Here is a 15,811-nt window from a genome sequence, read left to right on the forward strand (position 1 = left end):
GAAATTCCGAGCGTCTCGGACCATCCCGCGGTTTCCTCCCTCGAGGCTTATCCGACGCCTGCCCACACGCGCCGCGGCACACTCACAGCCATGTGAATGAGGGCAGACGTCGAATAACCCTTAACGATCAGCGACATTCGAAACACCGCTTCTGGACGACCTGTCCCGCCTCCGCTGGCAGGTACCTGCCCAGCTGTGACCAGTATCACCGAATGCGGGGCAGGCTACCTATATCGCAAGATTGTCGGTCACGAACCACGTCTCATCCGTGCTCGCGCCGGACAGCCAATTCACGTCAAGCCACCTTCTAAAGCCCGACGCCATACAAGGGTTGCGGATGCCTACTTGCCGCCGATGCCGACCTTGCCGCGCCCGACCTTTCGATGCGGCACACAGGGGCGCAGCCTCTTCCTTGAGCTAGCCGTCAATGTGACGTGCTCCGCAGGGTAGCGGGTCGTCCTGTTCAGCGCGGCCTGATAGGCGGAATGGCCCGGATCGATGCGCTTGATAGCTGACATCACTGACTCCTCCTTAGAGGATTCTAGTCCGAAACGGCACGGCGGTTATGTCGCCTTCCTGAACATGCTGTAGTCGAAGTCCGCGACCCGGCGCTCGGCGAACCCGGGCGTGCCCTTGACGATTGCCATGCGCTCATTCCGGTGTGTGCCCACAGGTAATTATTCGAGCGCGCGGCGCACACGCGCGGGATTCTAACCTTCAATCCAATCGGGACTCGTGCGTCCCTGCCCGGGTGGGGCGGGACACGGCATGCCGTCGGGGCGAAAAAAACCGAATCTCGACGGGCACCCCAAGCAACGCATCCTTTCGGCCATCGATCACGACATCGCGAGCCTGCTGGAACAGTCGGCTGATGCCGAACCGGCTCCGGCACCCCGGCCGCGCATGAAGGGGCGGCTTCATAATTCCGACAATAAAGCACGCTAAGCGGTGGACGCAGGTTGCCGGCTGCGCATTCGTGTCCGCCTCTTGTCGGCCGGCCATGAGCGGTCACTGACCCTGCGAGAACTGTTACCCGAAGCGGTCGCTCATGAGCCTACAATAGGAACGCATCATCGCGGCCGCAGGCACCGAATTGCACTGCGGAGAACCAATGGGGGACGGCGATGTTCAAATTCATCGATGGGTTACCGCAAGATGTGCTCGCGATCGAAGCCACGGGCAAGGTTACGCACGACGACTACAAAAGTACACTCATACCCAAGGCTGAGGCGATGATGGGCAAGGGGCCGATCAAGATGCTCTATGTCGTCGGGAAAGAGTTCACGGGATTTGAGGTTGGAGCGCTTTGGGATGACGGCGCGTTCGGGCTGAGGCACTGGCACGATTTCAGCCACATCGCAGTGGTTACGGATCTCGCATGGCTACGGGTTATGGTTGGTATGCTAAAACCCTTTTTTCATGGCGATGTCCGCTTGTTCTCGCTTGCTGAATTGCCTACCGCGAGACGCTGGATCACGGACTCCAAGCGAGTTAGTCGATGAATAACATCCGCTGGTAAAAATCTGAAATCCATCTGCGCTACAAGGCGTTTCTACGGAAGATGAATTTGCCGGAACAACCTCATTGCACCATTTTCGATTCCCTATTGCTGTCAGTCACGAGTGTCTCAAGCGGTCGGCCTCGGCCTTCCGCGCGAGACGCAGCTCGCGAATTCAGGCCCGTGGCGTCATCTGGCAGAGGTCGGCCAGTTAAAGGCCTTCGACGTCTCGGCCAAAATTGACGACAATGTTCCCAAGGAAAGATTGCGGGTCGTGCTCCGTCGTCGGAGACGCCGCTGAATCTAAAAGGAAAACATGAGACGACTGTTCCTCGCTGGGCTCGCAGTCACCTCTTTCGTGACTTGCGTTCATGCGCAAAGCAACGCGTCCGGCCCGCTCGTCACGCCCTCGGGTAACTTGCAATTCGTGCGCGTCGACGGCGATTTCGTGGGGATGCTCGACAAGGAAATTTTCGATCGCTTTAGCGCGAGCATGCTCACGCATTTCGACGACGTAGGCAATGCAAATGACAGCGTCACGCGCACGCTCGTGCAGACTGATTCCGGCCCGGTGCTGTATGACTTTCGCCACCATCCGCCGCTTGTGCAACGCTCGGGTAAGCGCATGACGGTCAAGCGCGTGTTCTGGCAAGGCGATGAAGTCGTGATGCAAAGCTCGCAAGGCTGGTTCCAGTTCAAACGCGGCGTGCTGACGAAGCTGCAGTCGTCTACGACGACGTACCATTGATTACGCGCACACCCCCCAACACACGAGCCAGCGATGACATACGTCGCCTCGCCGCGCACGTCGTTGCCTTTTTCCAAGTTGCCTTAACCTCTTGCGGGTCGAGCTCAGCGCGTCGTCGTGGGACAGGTTTCGGCCAATCGACCCCGAAGGCTAAGTCGTTGAAAATCTGTCCGGCGGTGGGCTGGGGGCTAACGATTTGCGGTGCACGGTTGGCGGACTTCGAACGCTTGATGCACGTCTTCCGGTCACCCCATTATTCGAAGAGTTCTGCCGGTTTCTCAGTCATCCGGGTTGCAACCATATTGAGATTTCACGCATGCCGATGAAACCTTCAAACAAAACCACGTCCTCGAAAAGACGACGTATTTTGCAATCTGCGGTCGGAATCACATTTTTGCATGGTGCCCGGAAACAGATGCTCGCTTCGGCGCAAGCGGCGGTATCCGGAGCGTTCACTCGCGTGCGTCCGGGCGATCCAGGCTGGCCGTCCGAGGCGCATTGGAACGAACTCAGCCAGCAGGTCGGCAATGCACTGGTGAAAGTGCAATCGCCCCTGGTGGCTTGCCTGAACGCGCCCGATAGTGACGACTGCAGGCAACTATTCAGGGAGCTCAAGAACCCCTATTTTCTCGGCGACGAGGTGGGTCTAACGCAAACCCTCGGCTGGGTTGACGCGTGGACATCGACACCCAGCGTCTACGCGGTGGCTGCCCGCAACACGGATGACGTCGTCGTCGCCGTTAACTTCGCACGTCGGAACAATCTCCGCCTCGTGGTGAAGGGCGGCGGCCACAGCTATCAAGGCACATCGAATGCGCCGGACTCTCTGCTGGTCTGGACGCGAAAAATGAACGACATCACCGTGCAGGACGCGTTTGTCGGCACAGGATGCGAGGGACATGCGGCACCGGTGAGGGCGGTCACGGCCGGTGCTGGCGCGCTCTGGGCGCACGTCTACGATGCGGTCACTACCAAGGCGGGCGGTTACGTGCAAGGTGGCGGCTGCATGACGGTCGGCGTGGCTGGCCTGATCCAAAGCGGCGGGTTCGGCAGCTTTTCCAAGGCCTACGGACTGGCCGCGGGAAGCCTGCTCGAAGCGGAAGTTGTGACGGCAGATGGCGCGGTCCGGATCGCCAATGCCTGCACGAATCCCGATCTATTCTGGGCGCTGAAAGGCGGCGGCGGGAGCCTGGGCGTGGTCACCCGGCTGACGCTGCGGGTTCACGAATTGCCCGAGACTTTCGGCGCGGTGAACATGACGATCAAGGCGACATCGACGTCTGCGTTTCGCCGGCTGATTGGCGTGATCATCGACTTCTATAATCAGAACCTGATGAACCCGCACTGGGGCGAACAGATCAGATTTCGCCGCGACAACGTCCTCACTATCTCGATGGTGTTCCAGGGGCTCAGTCGCAGTGAAGCGCAAGCGATCTGGCAGCCGTTCATGGATACGCTTGCCGCGTCCCCGGACGATTTCAAGGTCGAGTTCTCGCCACTGAAGATTGTCGCCATCTCGGCCCGCAGTTTCTGGGTTCCAACCCTGTTCAAGAAGCTCCTCGGCTTCATCAGCACCGACGACCGGCCGGGCGCACCCGACGACAATATCTTTTGGTCGGGTAATCGCGGAGAGGCGGGACAAGTGCTACACGGCTACGAGTCCGCGTGGCTCCCCGCGGCCTTGCTGCAAGATGACCGGCGTCAAACCCTGGCCGACACGCTGTTTGCGGCGACCCGTCAATGGAGCGTGTCGCTGCACGTCAACAAGGGCTTGGCGGGTGCACCGGCGGAGGCTGTCGCTGCCGCGAGAAACACCGCCACGAACCCGGCCGCGCTGGACGCCTTCGCGTTGCTTATCGCCGGGGCGGAGGGGCCGCCCGCGTATCCGGGCATTCAGGGCCACGAGCCCGACACCGCGCTGGCGCGCCGGGACCGGCAGGCCATCGGACGTGCAATGGCCGAGGTGCGCAAGCTGGTTCCAGACGCCGGTTCCTACGTGGCGGAAAGCAATTTTTTCGACGCGGACTGGCAGCGGTCCTTCTGGGGCTCAAATTACAGCAGGCTGCTCGCCATTAAGGATCAGTATGATCCCGATGGTTTGTTCTTCGTTCATCACGGCGTAGGGAGCGAACGCTGGAGCGCCGACGGTTTCACGAAAATCGTCTGAACGACTCGACCTTCGAACTCGCACATATGGTTCAGCGGAAATCACATTTCGAAATCTCGTATTGAGGCTTCCCAGCACCATTCGGTCATGACAGGCCGCTAACGTGAATGTTGAAAGGCTATATCCGGTCGACTCCCGCCGACCGCATCGGGCAGGACCCGGCCAGGAGCCGACATTCGCGTGCGCCGTCGCTCGGACGTTCAGGCGTCGGTTCTATCCAGGAAACGGCCGTTCAATTCGCGACATCGAACGTTGCTTCATCGGCCAATGCCAAGTCGCCGATCGGAAGGTGTGAGGCTGCTATTGATTGCTGTGTCGATGTTTGCTAACTGGCATCATCAGACAATAAGCGGCCGTCTGAGGGTTCTCATTTTCAACGGGATCATGATGCTGAAGTTGAAGTCCATGAGCTAGCGTCACCCGAGCAGAACGCCAACGAGAGCAGCTAAACCACAAGCGGACGCGTCGGGCGTGACTGGCCTGGTGACTATCAGGTATTCACGGACGTTTACTTGACCTCAAGATGCGCTTTGCGAATCTCCATCAATTGGGATCATTTGGCCGGAAATGGAACGTCCGGCATCGGATGCCAGGAAGACAGCGAGCGCCCCGATCTCCGCCGGATCCACGAAATGTTTGACGGACTGATTGGCGAGGGCGGCCGCCTCTTCCTGCGCGACGGAGCGGCCGCTGGCTGATGCTCGGCCTGCCAGCACTTGCTGAATACGTGGCCCTTCCACGGCGCCTGGCAAGATCGCGTTGACGCGTATGCCAAACTCTCCCAACTCACGCGACAAGGTCTTGGTGAATCCAATGAGGCCCCACTTGGTCGTTGCGTAGGGGCTGCGGTTTGGGTAGCCGAAGCGGCCAGCCAGCGACGACATGATCAGAATGACGCCCGCGCGCGATTGCTTCAAGTGAGCGATGGCTTGTTGCGTGACCGTGAACGTACCGGTGAGATTCAAACGCAGTACTGCTTCCCAGGCATCCGGATCCAAGTCCGCAACACTCGCTGTCGGTCCCGCAATGCCTGCGTTGTTGATCAGGACATCCAAACCGCCCAAGGCGGACGCGGCCTCCGCGACCATGCGCGAAGCCGCCGCGCGATCTGCGATGTCGCACACCGAAGCCGTCACGCGCGGCAATTGCGCCTGGATCTGTTCAAGCGCGGCTTCGTCGATGTCGCAGACGTGAACGGTAGCGCCTGCCGCTACGAAGGCTTCCGTGATCGCGCGCCCGATACCCCCGGCGCCAGCGGTCACCAGCACGCGCAGGCCTTTCGATGTGGTCATGCAACCCTCCTTTCTGACTTGATCATGCTCGCCGCTCAGGCGCACGCGGCACGTATGAATTCAGGGACACCGACGGCCTTCAGACGTCCGTCGTCCTGCTTGACACACAAAGCACGCGTCGCGTTACCCTCACAGATCAGGGTATCGTCGCGCATGATGCGATGGCTTTGGATAAACACTTTGCCTCGCCATTCCTCAGTGCGGGTATGCAACTCGAGACTTTCACCGTAAGTCGCCGAGGTGTGAAAACGAGTGTGGATCTCTAACAGCGGCGCGCCGATGCAGTTGGGCAGCGCTTGCATTTCCCGCCACGGCGGCAGGCCGCACTGTATAAAATAATCGTGCGATGCGGCGTCCATCCAGCGCGAAAAGTTCGGAAAAAAAACGATTCCGGCCGGGTCGCAATCGCCGAATTGCACGTCGATACGATAGACAGTTTCTTTACTCACGGGTATATGCTCCTGCTTTCAGTTCAACCATTGTGCGTGCATTGCCCGCGCGACACTGTCAGCGCGGCGACATTTCGCATCGGCTGCCGTGCGCGCCGCCCGGAGGGACGGCAATGACGAGGCAAAAGCGGATCGCCACGGTGTCGCTGACGCTCGACGAACTGCTCGCCCAATCGCCGTGGTTCGCGATGCTCGACGAACCCACGAAGTCCCGCGTGCGCGCCGATGCGTCGGAGCGCGCCGTCGCAACCGGTCAGGCGCTAGGGCATCACGGCGAACGACAACACGCCTGGTTCGGCATGCTCGAAGGCCTCATCAAGTGGTCGATCACTGCGCGCGACGGCCAAACGGTGACCTTGGGCGGACAGTCGGTCGGCAGTTGGTTCGGCGAAGGCACGCTGATTCGCAACGCGCCGCGCGAATCGGATCTGATCGCGTTGCGCGACAGCCGAGTCGCGCAGATTCCGCGCGCAACCTTCAATTGGCTTCGCGAGCACCAACCCTCGTTCAACGAATTTTTGCTGCTCCAGGTCAACGAGCGTCTGCACTGGTTCATGGGCGCCGTCGCCGCGCACGGACTGCTCGACACCGACAATCTCGTCGCCAGAGCGCTGGTGGGTATGGTGCTACCGCTGTCCAATCCGAGCGGCGCGGGACATCTGCCGCTGTCCCAGGAAGAGCTCGCCAACCTCGCCGCTGTATCGCGTCAGACGTGCAACAAGGCAATGACTCGCTTCAAGAACGCGGGGCTCGTGCGCACCGAGTACGGCGGCATCGTCGTGCTGGATTTGCCCCGGCTCCACGCGTTGGCCAGATAGCGGCGTCTGCCTTTCTTCGTCGTTGCGGCATCCGCATCCCCGGATGGCCAGGTGTTTACGCTGACCCCAACTGTCGCGCCATCGACAGTCGCGGGAAGGGTCGCCCGAAATAATGCGTGTCATACAAGACCCGGAGACACGCAATGAATCGCGCCCATTCCCTGCCCACCGCAATCGCGCTCGTCGAGAGTCCGTCGGATCAGATAGCGGAAGACGCCGTCTTTCGAAAGATCAGTTGGCGCGTGATGCCTCTCATTCTGATCGCCTACGTCTGCGCGTTCCTCGACCGCATCAACATTGGCTACGCGCAGTTGCAGATGAAGCAGGACCTCGCGTTCTCCGACGCGGTATATGGACTCGGCGCGGGCATTTTCTTCGTGACCTATCTGCTGTTCGAGGTGCCCAGCAATCTGCTGCTCGAGAAGATCGGGGCGCGTCTCACCTTCCTGAGGATCATGGTGCTGTGGGGCCTCACGTCCGCGGCGACCGCGTTCGTCACCGAGCCGTGGGAGTTCTATGGAATCAGGCTGCTGCTCGGCTTGTTCGAAGCGGGCTTCTTCCCCGGAATCATTCTGTATCTGACCTACTGGTATCCGAGCCAGCGCCGCGGCCGCGTGACGGGTCTGTTCCTGTTCGGCATGCCGATCACGGGCGTCCTGGGCGGCCCGCTGTCGGGAACGATCATGAGCCGCATGGAGGGCCTTGGCGGCATGCATGGCTGGCAATGGCTGTTCCTCGTCGAAGGCCTGCCGACGGTCCTGCTGGGGATTCTGCTGTATTGCATGCTGCCGGACCGGCCAGGCCGCGCCCCGTGGCTGAACGACGCGGAGAAGGTGCTGGTACGGTCGGTCCTCGATGCCGACCACGGCGGCGAGACCAGGGCTGCGCATCATGGCCGGCTCGCGGCGGCGCTGGCTGACCCGAAGACCTACGTGCTCGCATTCGTCTACTTCTGCTGCGCTTGCGCCGTCTACACGCTTACGTTCTGGTTGCCGACCATGATCAAAGGGCTCGGCATCGCCCCGATCGCCACGATCGGCTGGTACACGGCAGTGCCCTACATCTTCGGCGCGCTGGGTGTTCTCGTCATCAGCCGCAGCTCGGATCGTTTTAAGGAGCGTCGCTGGCACGTCGGGGGAACCCTGGTCTTCGGCGCGGTGGTCCTGGCCTGCACCTCCTTCCTCGGCACCGCCGTCGTACCGGTGATGGTCCTGCTGTGCGTGGCCTCGTTCTTCATCTTTGGTGGCGGCTCGCTGTTCTGGTCGATTCCCCCGACCTACCTTGGCCGCGATGCGGCCGCAGCCGGCATCGCCGTAATCAGCTCACTGGGCATCCTCGGCGGCTTCGTCAGCCCGACGCTGATCGGTTGGATAAAGGGCGCGACCGGCAGCATCCAGATGGGTCTGCTGGCCTTGACCGCGGTTGTCATCGGCGGCGGTCTGACGATCCTGCTGGGGCTGCCAAAGCGCGCAGTCCGCGTGGGCCCCGGCGATGGCGCGAACGTGCACTGATCGACTCGTCCCAGCCAATCCCGTTCTTTAGATCAATTTCAACTCTGGAGTAGACCACCATGAGCAAGCCCAAAGTCATCGTGACCGTTGCCCCGACCGGCGGCATGGCCAACAAGCAAATGAACCCGAACCTGCCGACCCAGCCGCGCGAGATCGCTGAGGACACCTACCGCTGCTACAACGCGGGCGCCAGTGTCGTCGCAGTCCATGCGCGACGTCCCGATGACGAGGCCACCTGCGATCCGGCAATCTATAGCCACATCAACCGGCTGATTCGCGACAAATGCGACATCATCCTGAACAACTCCACCGGCGGCGGCATCAACGGCGACATGGTTCGCGAACTCGACAACGGCCTGTGGGAGATCCAGTGGGAAGAACGCCTGAAGGGTATGCAGGGTGACGGCGTCGAGATGTGCACGCTCGATGCGCAGACCGTGATCGCAAGCTTCAGCGGCAAGGAGATCCTGGTGGCGACGCCGCCCTCGCGAATCCGGCAGATTGCCGCGATGATGAAAGAACGAGGCATCAAGCCCGAATGGGAGGTGTTCGGCCTTGCCGACATCGTCCAGGATGTTCAGCGCGCCATCAACGAGGGACTCGACGACGCACCGCACTTCATCAATATCGTGATCGGCGCCAATGCGTTCCAGGGCGCGTTGCCGTACACGCCCCGGCTGTTGCAAACGATGGTCGACCACCTGCCCCGTAACACCGTCTTCAACGTCAGCGCCATCGGCGCGGCGCAGTTGCCCGCCGCGATGAACTCGCTATTGCTGGGCGGGCACGTGCGCGTCGGGCTCGAAGACAACCTGTACTACAGGCACGGTGAGTTGGCCACCAATGTGCAACTGGTCGAACGGCTCGTTCGCCTGGTGCGCGAGATGGGTTACGAGCCTGCCACGCCGGCTGAGGCACGCGAGATCATTGGACTGCGGCCGTTGCGCGAAACGCTCAGCGCTGCCTGCCTGGAGGGTTAGGCAATGGCAACGCGAGACGTCAACGTCGCCATAGTCGGCACCGGTGTTATCGGCGCAGCTTGGGCGACCCACTTCCTGGCTCATGGTTTCACCGTCACGGCGACGGATCCCGGTCAAGGAGCCGAGTCGCGCCTGCGCGACTGGATCGACGATAGTTGGCCTGTGGTCGAGAGGCTCGGACTGGCAAACGGCGTCTCGCGGGACAAGCTGACGTTCACGACTGACATGGGCGCGGCTGTGCGCAATGCCGATTTCATTCAGGAAAGCGGCCCGGAGCGGCTGGATGTCAAGCACGCGTTGATCGCGAGTATCGAATCGGCGGCAAGGTCGGATGCGATCATTGCGTCGTCTTCGTCGGGGCTGGCAATCAGCGAGATTCAGACGGGCGCGAAGCACCCGGAACGAATCGTCCTGGGGCATCCATTCAACCCGGTCCACATCATGCCGTTGGTCGAGGTCGGTGGCGGCCGGCTTACCTCGCCCGAGAACATCGCGAAGGCCATGGCGTTCTATTCCTCAACGGGCAAGAAGGTCATCAGGATCAGCAAAGAAGTCAAAGGTCATATCGCCAACCGTCTGCAGGTGGCGATATGGCAGGAGGCCATCAGCCTGGTACAGCGCGGGGTCGTCTCTGTGGAGGACGTCGACGCGGCGATCTCCTACGGCCCAGGCCTGCGCTGGGCACTGCTCGGTCCGTTTCTCAACCTTCACGCTTCCGGGGGATCCGGTGGCATCACCCATGTCCTCCAGCACCTGGGTGCGGCCCAGCGCGAGTGGGCCAGAGACCTGGGCAAGTATCCCGAGACAGACGACTACATCGAGTCGATTGCAAGCGGCGTCAATACGGAACTGCAGTCGTACGACTTTCCTGAGATGCTTCGCCAGCGCGATCAATTGCTGATTCAACTACTGGAGGCGAAGCGAAATCTTTCTCAGATCCCCTAGCCGGACGGTACCTGAAGATGAGCGGGATTTGGATGCAGATCTCTGTGACATACATTGATCTGCCATTATTGCGGCAGAAAAGATCCTGCTCGTCCCGCGGTATGGCAGTTCCACGCTGATACCTGCCGTTGGAACCGCGACCACCCGACCGTCGGAAATGGGTCGTGAGTGTGAGTTCGCTGCTACAGGAAGCTGCCGCACGGCTGCTCGATGCCGGCACCGTCGGCAATCGTCGCACTGCCGACGTAGAACCCCGTCCTCTCCAACGTCGGCATTGGCCGATCACCCGCCGGCCGACTCAGTTAGGCAAGTGGCGGTAGTACCTTGCAAGTCGTCGTTGATCAGAGAAGCTCGAACGATGGCTCGGCGTTGATCGCGTTGAAAAGGCCGTGACCCGATGGTATCGCTGACGGTACCAACCTCCCAAGTCATCTTCAGATGCGTGGTTTAAGCGAAATTCTTTAGGCGAGCAGCGGTGATTTTCCAATGCGGCCCACCTCAAGCCGCTAGTGCCGGGAGGGAATGCCGGTATCGCTGACGGTATCGGCAGGCGCGATGGAACCGGAGCGACGCCCAGCGTTGGGTTGGCGGCAGGCGGTTGCTATTCGAGTGGATATGCCGCTTAGGTCCGCTTGCTTGATTCAGCTTCTGTCGTTTGCATGCTTAGCCGATCGATATAGTCGGCCCACTCCTGCATGACCCTGCGACGATCATCATCAAACGTTGTTCTGTCGTATGCCTTTTGCACATCGCCACGTTTAGCGTGTGCCAGTTGCGCTTCGAGTACGTCGATATCCATACCGAGTCGTTCTCGTCCGACCGTACGAAGCATGCCCCGGAAACCGTGCGTCGCGTGTTTTCCCTGAAAGCCCATCTCCCGCAGTGCTTTGCTCAATGCATCTCGATGTAAATGAGGCGTCTTTTGGCGAGCAGGGGACGGAAAGACGAAGTGCCCCTTGCCGGTAAGTGACTGCAACTCATTCAGGACGGCGATCGCCTGCTTTGGCAATGGCACGATGTGATCGTGCCGCATTTTCATCCGCTCGGCTGCAACATGCCACTCAGCTGTTTTGAGGTTCACCTCGTCCCACGGCACTGCGGCAACTACGCCGGGGCGAAGGCCAGTCAACATGGTGAGCTTGAGGGCGGCGCGGGTAATGGGCGACTTGTAGGCATCGATAGCCAGGGCGAGCGGGGCTATATCCGCAGGCTTGGTAATCGCTGGTATGTGGCCTTTCTTGTGGCGTGGCACAACACCTCGGAGTGTCAAGGCGGCGCCATCTTCGCGCAGTCCGTTCTGGACGGCGTACGTCACGATGCCGCCGACATACTGCCGTGCTTTGGTCGCGAGGTTGGGCGCGTGAGAGGCGATCGCTTCGAGTACCTGCTTGACCTCTGGCGTCGCAAGCGTCGAGATGGGCTTGTTGCGGAGCGCGGGATTTAGATATTCGCGGACAACAAACTCTGCCTTCCGGTAAGTTTCATCTGCCCATTCTTTGCGTTTGAAGTCGAGCCAGCGTTGAGCGACGAGATGGAAGGCGCCCTCGGCTGCGCGTTTGCGGGCCGTGGACTCCGCCCGGCGATGTTCGACCGGGTCGGCACCTTCGCGTACAAGATTGCGTGCGGTAGCGGCCGATCGTCGTGCATCAACGAGCGTGATATCGGGGTAGGGGCCGAGGCTTAGGAAGTTCTCCCTGCCCGTGCTTGGTCGTCGGTAGCGGAATAGCCAGGTCTTGGTGCCGTTCGGCTGGACCCTCAGGGCGAGCCCATTTCCATCTGCGAGAAGGTAGGAACGGGCGCGCGCTTTGGCGGCACGGAACACCAACTCGGACTTCGGTTCGACGCGTCTGGGCATGGGTTTGCCCCCCGAATCTGGTATACGCAACAGTATACGCAAAAATCGTCGATGTCAGTGGAACGCAAGAGATCTGTAGAGAACAAAAAACCCCGTAAGTCATTGATCTTACGGGGTTTCTCGGACTACTTCGGCTTACGCCGGAACAACTGTTGGTGCCCAGGAGAGGACTCGAACCTCCACGGTGTTGCCACCGCTAGGACCTGAACCTAGTGCGTCTACCAATTCCGCCACCTGGGCACGTCTTCAAGCTAGACCGCTATTTTAGCAAGATGATTAAGTTTGTCAATTCCCGCTTCAAACAAACTTGCTTTTCTCATCCGCTCGGTTGAACGCGCAGCGAAGTAATGCAATCGCTACTGAACCACCGTCCTGCTGATCCGGCAATCGAAACACGAACAACGATTTCGACTACCAGGCCTTATAAAAAAAGAGAGCCGCCAAAAGGCGGCTCTACTTTTGAATCTGGTGCCCAAGAGAGGACTCGAACCTCCACAGTGTTGCCACCGCTAGGACCTGAACCTAGTGCGTCTACCAATTTCGCCACCTGGGCAGGTGATGAACAGCAAAGACCGCAATTATAGCGACAGATTCCGACCTGTCAAGCGATTTGCCGAACGCGATTCAACCTCGCGGCGAGCCCGGCGCACTATGCGTCCCAACCACCGCCGCAGGCCCGCGTGGCGCCCGACACGGGTGTTAGAATGCCTCGCAGTAGTTCGTTGGCTCGATGCACATCCGGCGTCCCGACGCGAGTGTCGACATGCGATCAGGCAGACGCGCGTCGGCTGGCGTCGAACGAGCCGGACCCAGGCAGTTTCCGGTGCAAATCGCAGTGGAGCAGAAGAGCAGAAAGCAGCAGGTGCAATGACCGAGCCAGCGCAGCCGCCGTGCAGATGCAGCCGAGCGCGACTGCGCGTATTACGCAAACGCCTTCCAGGCCGGATCACATCGCCGACCGACGTCCATGCAACGAGAAAAAATCATCGACAAGCCCTTGAGCAAATTTCCGTATCCGATTCCAAGCCGCGAAGAAATCCTCGGCGTGCTGCGCACGAGTGAAATGCCGCTTGCCGCGAACGACATCGCCGAAGCCCTGTCGATCAAGCGCCAGGAGCGCGAAGGATTTTTCAAGCGTCTCGGCGCAATGGAGCGCGACGGCCAGATCCGGCTCGATCAGCGCAATCTCTATCAACTGACCCATCCGTCGAACTTCGTCGCGGGCCGCGTCCAGGGCCATCGCGACGGCTACGGTTTCCTGATTCGCGACGACGGCCAGGACGACCTGTTCCTGCCCAACGGCGAGATGCAGAAGGTCATGCACAACGACCGCGTGCTCGCGCGCATCGTCGGCTATGACCGGCGTGGGCGGCCCGAAGGGCACATCGTCGAGGTCACCGACCGCGCGAACAAACGCGTGATCGGCCGTCTGCTCAACGAGAACGGCGCGCTGATCGTCGCGCCCGAAGACAAGCGCATCGGCCACGACATCCTGATCACGCAGAACACCCGCAAGGCGAAGGTTGGCCAGGTCGTGGTGGTCGAGCTGACCGATTTTCCGAGCCGTCATTCGCAGCCGCTCGGCCGCGTGGTCGAAGTGCTGGGCGATATCGACGACCCCGGCATGGAAATCGAAATCGCGGTGCGCAAATACGGCGTGCCGCACGAGTTCGGCGAGGCCGCGCTGGCCGAAGCGGCGAAGCTGCCCGACGAAGTGCGCCCGGCCGACATTCGCCATCGCGTCGATCTGCGCGACGTGCCGCTCGTCACGATCGACGGCGAGGACGCGCGCGACTTCGACGACGCCGTCTATTGCGAGCCGGTGCAGGTGGGCCGCGGCGACGGCTTCCGCCTGATCGTCGCGATCGCAGACGTGTCGCATTACGTGCTTCCGCAAAGCGGGCTCGATACCGACGCGATCGAGCGCAGCACGTCGGTGTATTTCCCGCGCCGCGTGATCCCGATGCTGCCGGAGAAGCTGTCGAACGGACTGTGCTCGCTGAATCCGCAAGTCGACCGCTGTGTGCTCGTGTGCGACATGATCGTCACCGCGCGTGGCGACGTGAAGGCCTATCAGTTCTATCCGGGCGTCATGCATTCGGCCGCGCGGCTCACCTACACCGAAGTCGCCGCGGTGCTGAAAAACACCAAAGGCCCGGAAGCGACCCGCCGCGCCGCGTTGCTGCCGCAACTGCAGAATCTGTATGGCGTCTACAAGGCGCTGTTCGCGGCGCGTCAGAAGCGCGGCGCGATCGACTTCGATACGACGGAGACGTACATCGTCTGCAACGCGCAGGGCAAGATCGAGCAGATCGTGCCGCGCACGCGCAACGATGCGCACAAGCTGATCGAGGAATGCATGCTGGCCGCGAACGTGTGCGCGGCGGACTTCCTCAAGCGCAACAAGCATCCGGGCCTGTTCCGCGTGCATGCGGGCCCGAGCGCGGAAAAGCTCGAGAACCTGCGTACCTTCCTGCGCGGCATGGGCCTGACGCTCGGCGGCGGCGACACGCCGCACGCGAGCGACTACGCCGCACTGATGGCGCAGATCCGCGACCGGCCCGACGCCTCGATGCTGCAGACGATGCTACTGCGCTCGATGCAGCAGGCGGTCTACAGCCCCGACAACATCGGCCACTTTGGCCTCGCCTACGAGGCCTACGCGCACTTCACGAGCCCGATCCGCCGTTACCCCGACCTGCTCACGCATCGCGCGATCTACGCGATCCTGCAGGGCCGTAAGTATCAGCCGCAGCCGCCGCACGGCGTCGAGCTCAATACCGCACTGTCGCCGCGCGCCCGCGCGATGCAACAGGCCGACGAGGAAAAGCGGGGCGCCCGCGGGCGCGCGAACAACGTGGCGATCTGGGAAGAACTTGGGCTGCACTGCTCGGCGAACGAGCGCCGCGCGGACGAAGCATCGCGCGATGTCGAAGCGTGGCTCAAGTGCTATTTCATGCGCGACAAGCTCGGCGAAGAGTATGGCGGCATGGTCAACGGCGTCACGTCGTTTGGTATTTTCGTGCAGCTCGATTCGCTGTTCATCGAAGGCCTCGTGCATGTGACCGAACTCGGCTCCGACTACTTCCAGTACGACGAGATCAAAAACGAGCTGCGCGGCGAGCGCACCGGCATTCGCTACCGGCTGTCGGATCGCGTGCGCGTGCAGGTGAGCCGCGTCGATCTCGACGCGCGCAAGATCGACTTCCGCCTTGTCCGCGATACGCCGATCAAGCCGCCTGCGGCACGTGGCATCGCGGCGGACAAGGGAGAAGGCGCTGGCCCGCGCGTGCGCGTGATGCCGCCGGTGGAAAGTGGCGCGTCGGTGTCGGGTCCGCGGCGCAAGAAGGCCGCGCCCGCGCAGAGCGCGGCGCTCAAGGAAGCGCGCGTGGCGAGGAAGCACGGTGTCGCGACCAAGGCGGCGTCGAAGCAGGCACGCAAGAAGCGCTGAGGCTTTCACAGCGCCGGGACCGCGCGCAGCGGGCACGTGAGCACGTGCCGGTTGCGCGCGGTCTGCCTTTTGGTTTCATATTCATCACAGTGGCGCG

Annotated in this window: 12 protein-coding genes and 2 tRNA genes; 8 read left to right on the forward strand and 6 right to left on the reverse strand. The window is 61.3% G+C overall.

The genetic code is table 11. The features are described from left to right. Positions 1-341: 341 nt before the first annotated feature. On the reverse strand, positions 342-518 hold the full coding sequence (locus F6X40_RS27970; protein WP_187630044.1) for a hypothetical protein: 177 nt from the start codon (positions 516-518) through the stop codon (positions 342-344). Positions 519-1,124: 606 nt separating this feature from the next. On the opposite strand from F6X40_RS27970, the gene F6X40_RS27975 reads away from it, so the two are divergent. The 3 genes from F6X40_RS27975 (at position 1,125) to F6X40_RS27985 (ending at position 4,413) form a co-directional block, all read left to right on the forward strand. Beyond that, on the forward strand, positions 1,125-1,502 hold the full coding sequence (locus tag F6X40_RS27975) for an STAS/SEC14 domain-containing protein (protein WP_090807178.1): 378 nt from the start codon (positions 1,125-1,127) through the stop codon (positions 1,500-1,502). A 312-nt stretch (positions 1,503-1,814) separates the two neighbouring features. Further along, entirely contained in the window at positions 1,815-2,246 is a 432-nt protein-coding gene (locus F6X40_RS27980; protein ID WP_187630045.1) for a hypothetical protein, read from the forward strand. A 316-nt stretch (positions 2,247-2,562) separates the two neighbouring features. Beyond that, a complete protein-coding gene (locus F6X40_RS27985) occupies positions 2,563-4,413 on the forward strand; it encodes an FAD-dependent oxidoreductase (RefSeq protein WP_262421568.1) in 1,851 nt (616 codons plus the stop codon). 518 nt (positions 4,414-4,931) lie between these two features. Here the strand turns inward: F6X40_RS27985 and F6X40_RS27990 are convergent. Together F6X40_RS27990 and F6X40_RS27995 are read right to left on the reverse strand one after the other, a co-directional pair. After that, entirely contained in the window at positions 4,932-5,705 is a 774-nt protein-coding gene (locus F6X40_RS27990) for an SDR family oxidoreductase (protein WP_187630046.1), read from the reverse strand. A gap of 35 nt (positions 5,706-5,740) precedes the next feature. Further along, the gene (locus F6X40_RS27995; RefSeq protein WP_187630047.1) at positions 5,741-6,154 is read right to left on the reverse strand and encodes an acyl-CoA thioesterase; all 414 of its coding nucleotides are present in this window, start codon (positions 6,152-6,154) and stop codon (positions 5,741-5,743) included. Between the two features lie 113 nt (positions 6,155-6,267). Between F6X40_RS27995 and F6X40_RS28000 the strand changes: the two genes are divergently transcribed. From F6X40_RS28000 to F6X40_RS28015, 4 genes are all read left to right on the forward strand, one after another. Then, entirely contained in the window at positions 6,268-6,972 is a 705-nt protein-coding gene (locus F6X40_RS28000) for a Crp/Fnr family transcriptional regulator (protein ID WP_187630048.1), read from the forward strand. A gap of 143 nt (positions 6,973-7,115) precedes the next feature. Continuing rightward, positions 7,116-8,483: an MFS transporter gene (locus F6X40_RS28005; protein WP_187630049.1), complete on the forward strand. Its 1,368-nt coding sequence runs from the start codon at positions 7,116-7,118 to the stop codon at positions 8,481-8,483. A 59-nt stretch (positions 8,484-8,542) separates the two neighbouring features. Then, positions 8,543-9,463, forward strand: coding sequence for a 3-keto-5-aminohexanoate cleavage protein (locus F6X40_RS28010; protein ID WP_187630050.1), 921 nt, complete (start codon positions 8,543-8,545; stop codon positions 9,461-9,463). Between the two features lie 3 nt (positions 9,464-9,466). Next, positions 9,467-10,408: a 3-hydroxyacyl-CoA dehydrogenase NAD-binding domain-containing protein gene (locus F6X40_RS28015; protein WP_187630051.1), complete on the forward strand. Its 942-nt coding sequence runs from the start codon at positions 9,467-9,469 to the stop codon at positions 10,406-10,408. 622 nt (positions 10,409-11,030) lie between these two features. Here F6X40_RS28015 and F6X40_RS28020 read toward each other — a convergent pair. The 3 genes from F6X40_RS28020 to F6X40_RS28030 all read right to left on the reverse strand — a co-directional run bounded on the left by F6X40_RS28020 (position 11,031) and on the right by F6X40_RS28030 (position 12,816). Then, the gene (locus F6X40_RS28020; RefSeq protein WP_187630052.1) at positions 11,031-12,263 is read right to left on the reverse strand and encodes a tyrosine-type recombinase/integrase; all 1,233 of its coding nucleotides are present in this window, start codon (positions 12,261-12,263) and stop codon (positions 11,031-11,033) included. A 153-nt stretch (positions 12,264-12,416) separates the two neighbouring features. Further along, positions 12,417-12,503: transfer RNA gene (locus F6X40_RS28025), tRNA-Leu, on the reverse strand. 226 nt (positions 12,504-12,729) lie between these two features. After that, a tRNA-Leu gene (locus F6X40_RS28030) sits at positions 12,730-12,816 on the reverse strand. Positions 12,817-13,230: 414 nt separating this feature from the next. On the opposite strand from F6X40_RS28030, the gene rnr reads away from it, so the two are divergent. Continuing rightward, positions 13,231-15,714 (forward strand): ribonuclease R, encoded by a 2,484-nt coding sequence (gene rnr, locus F6X40_RS28035; RefSeq protein WP_187630053.1) that lies wholly within the window; start codon positions 13,231-13,233, stop codon positions 15,712-15,714. Positions 15,715-15,811: the final 97 nt, after the last annotated feature.

This window comes from Paraburkholderia sp. UCT31 (assembly GCF_014397655.1).
Lineage (GTDB): Bacteria > Pseudomonadota > Gammaproteobacteria > Burkholderiales > Burkholderiaceae > Paraburkholderia > Paraburkholderia tuberum.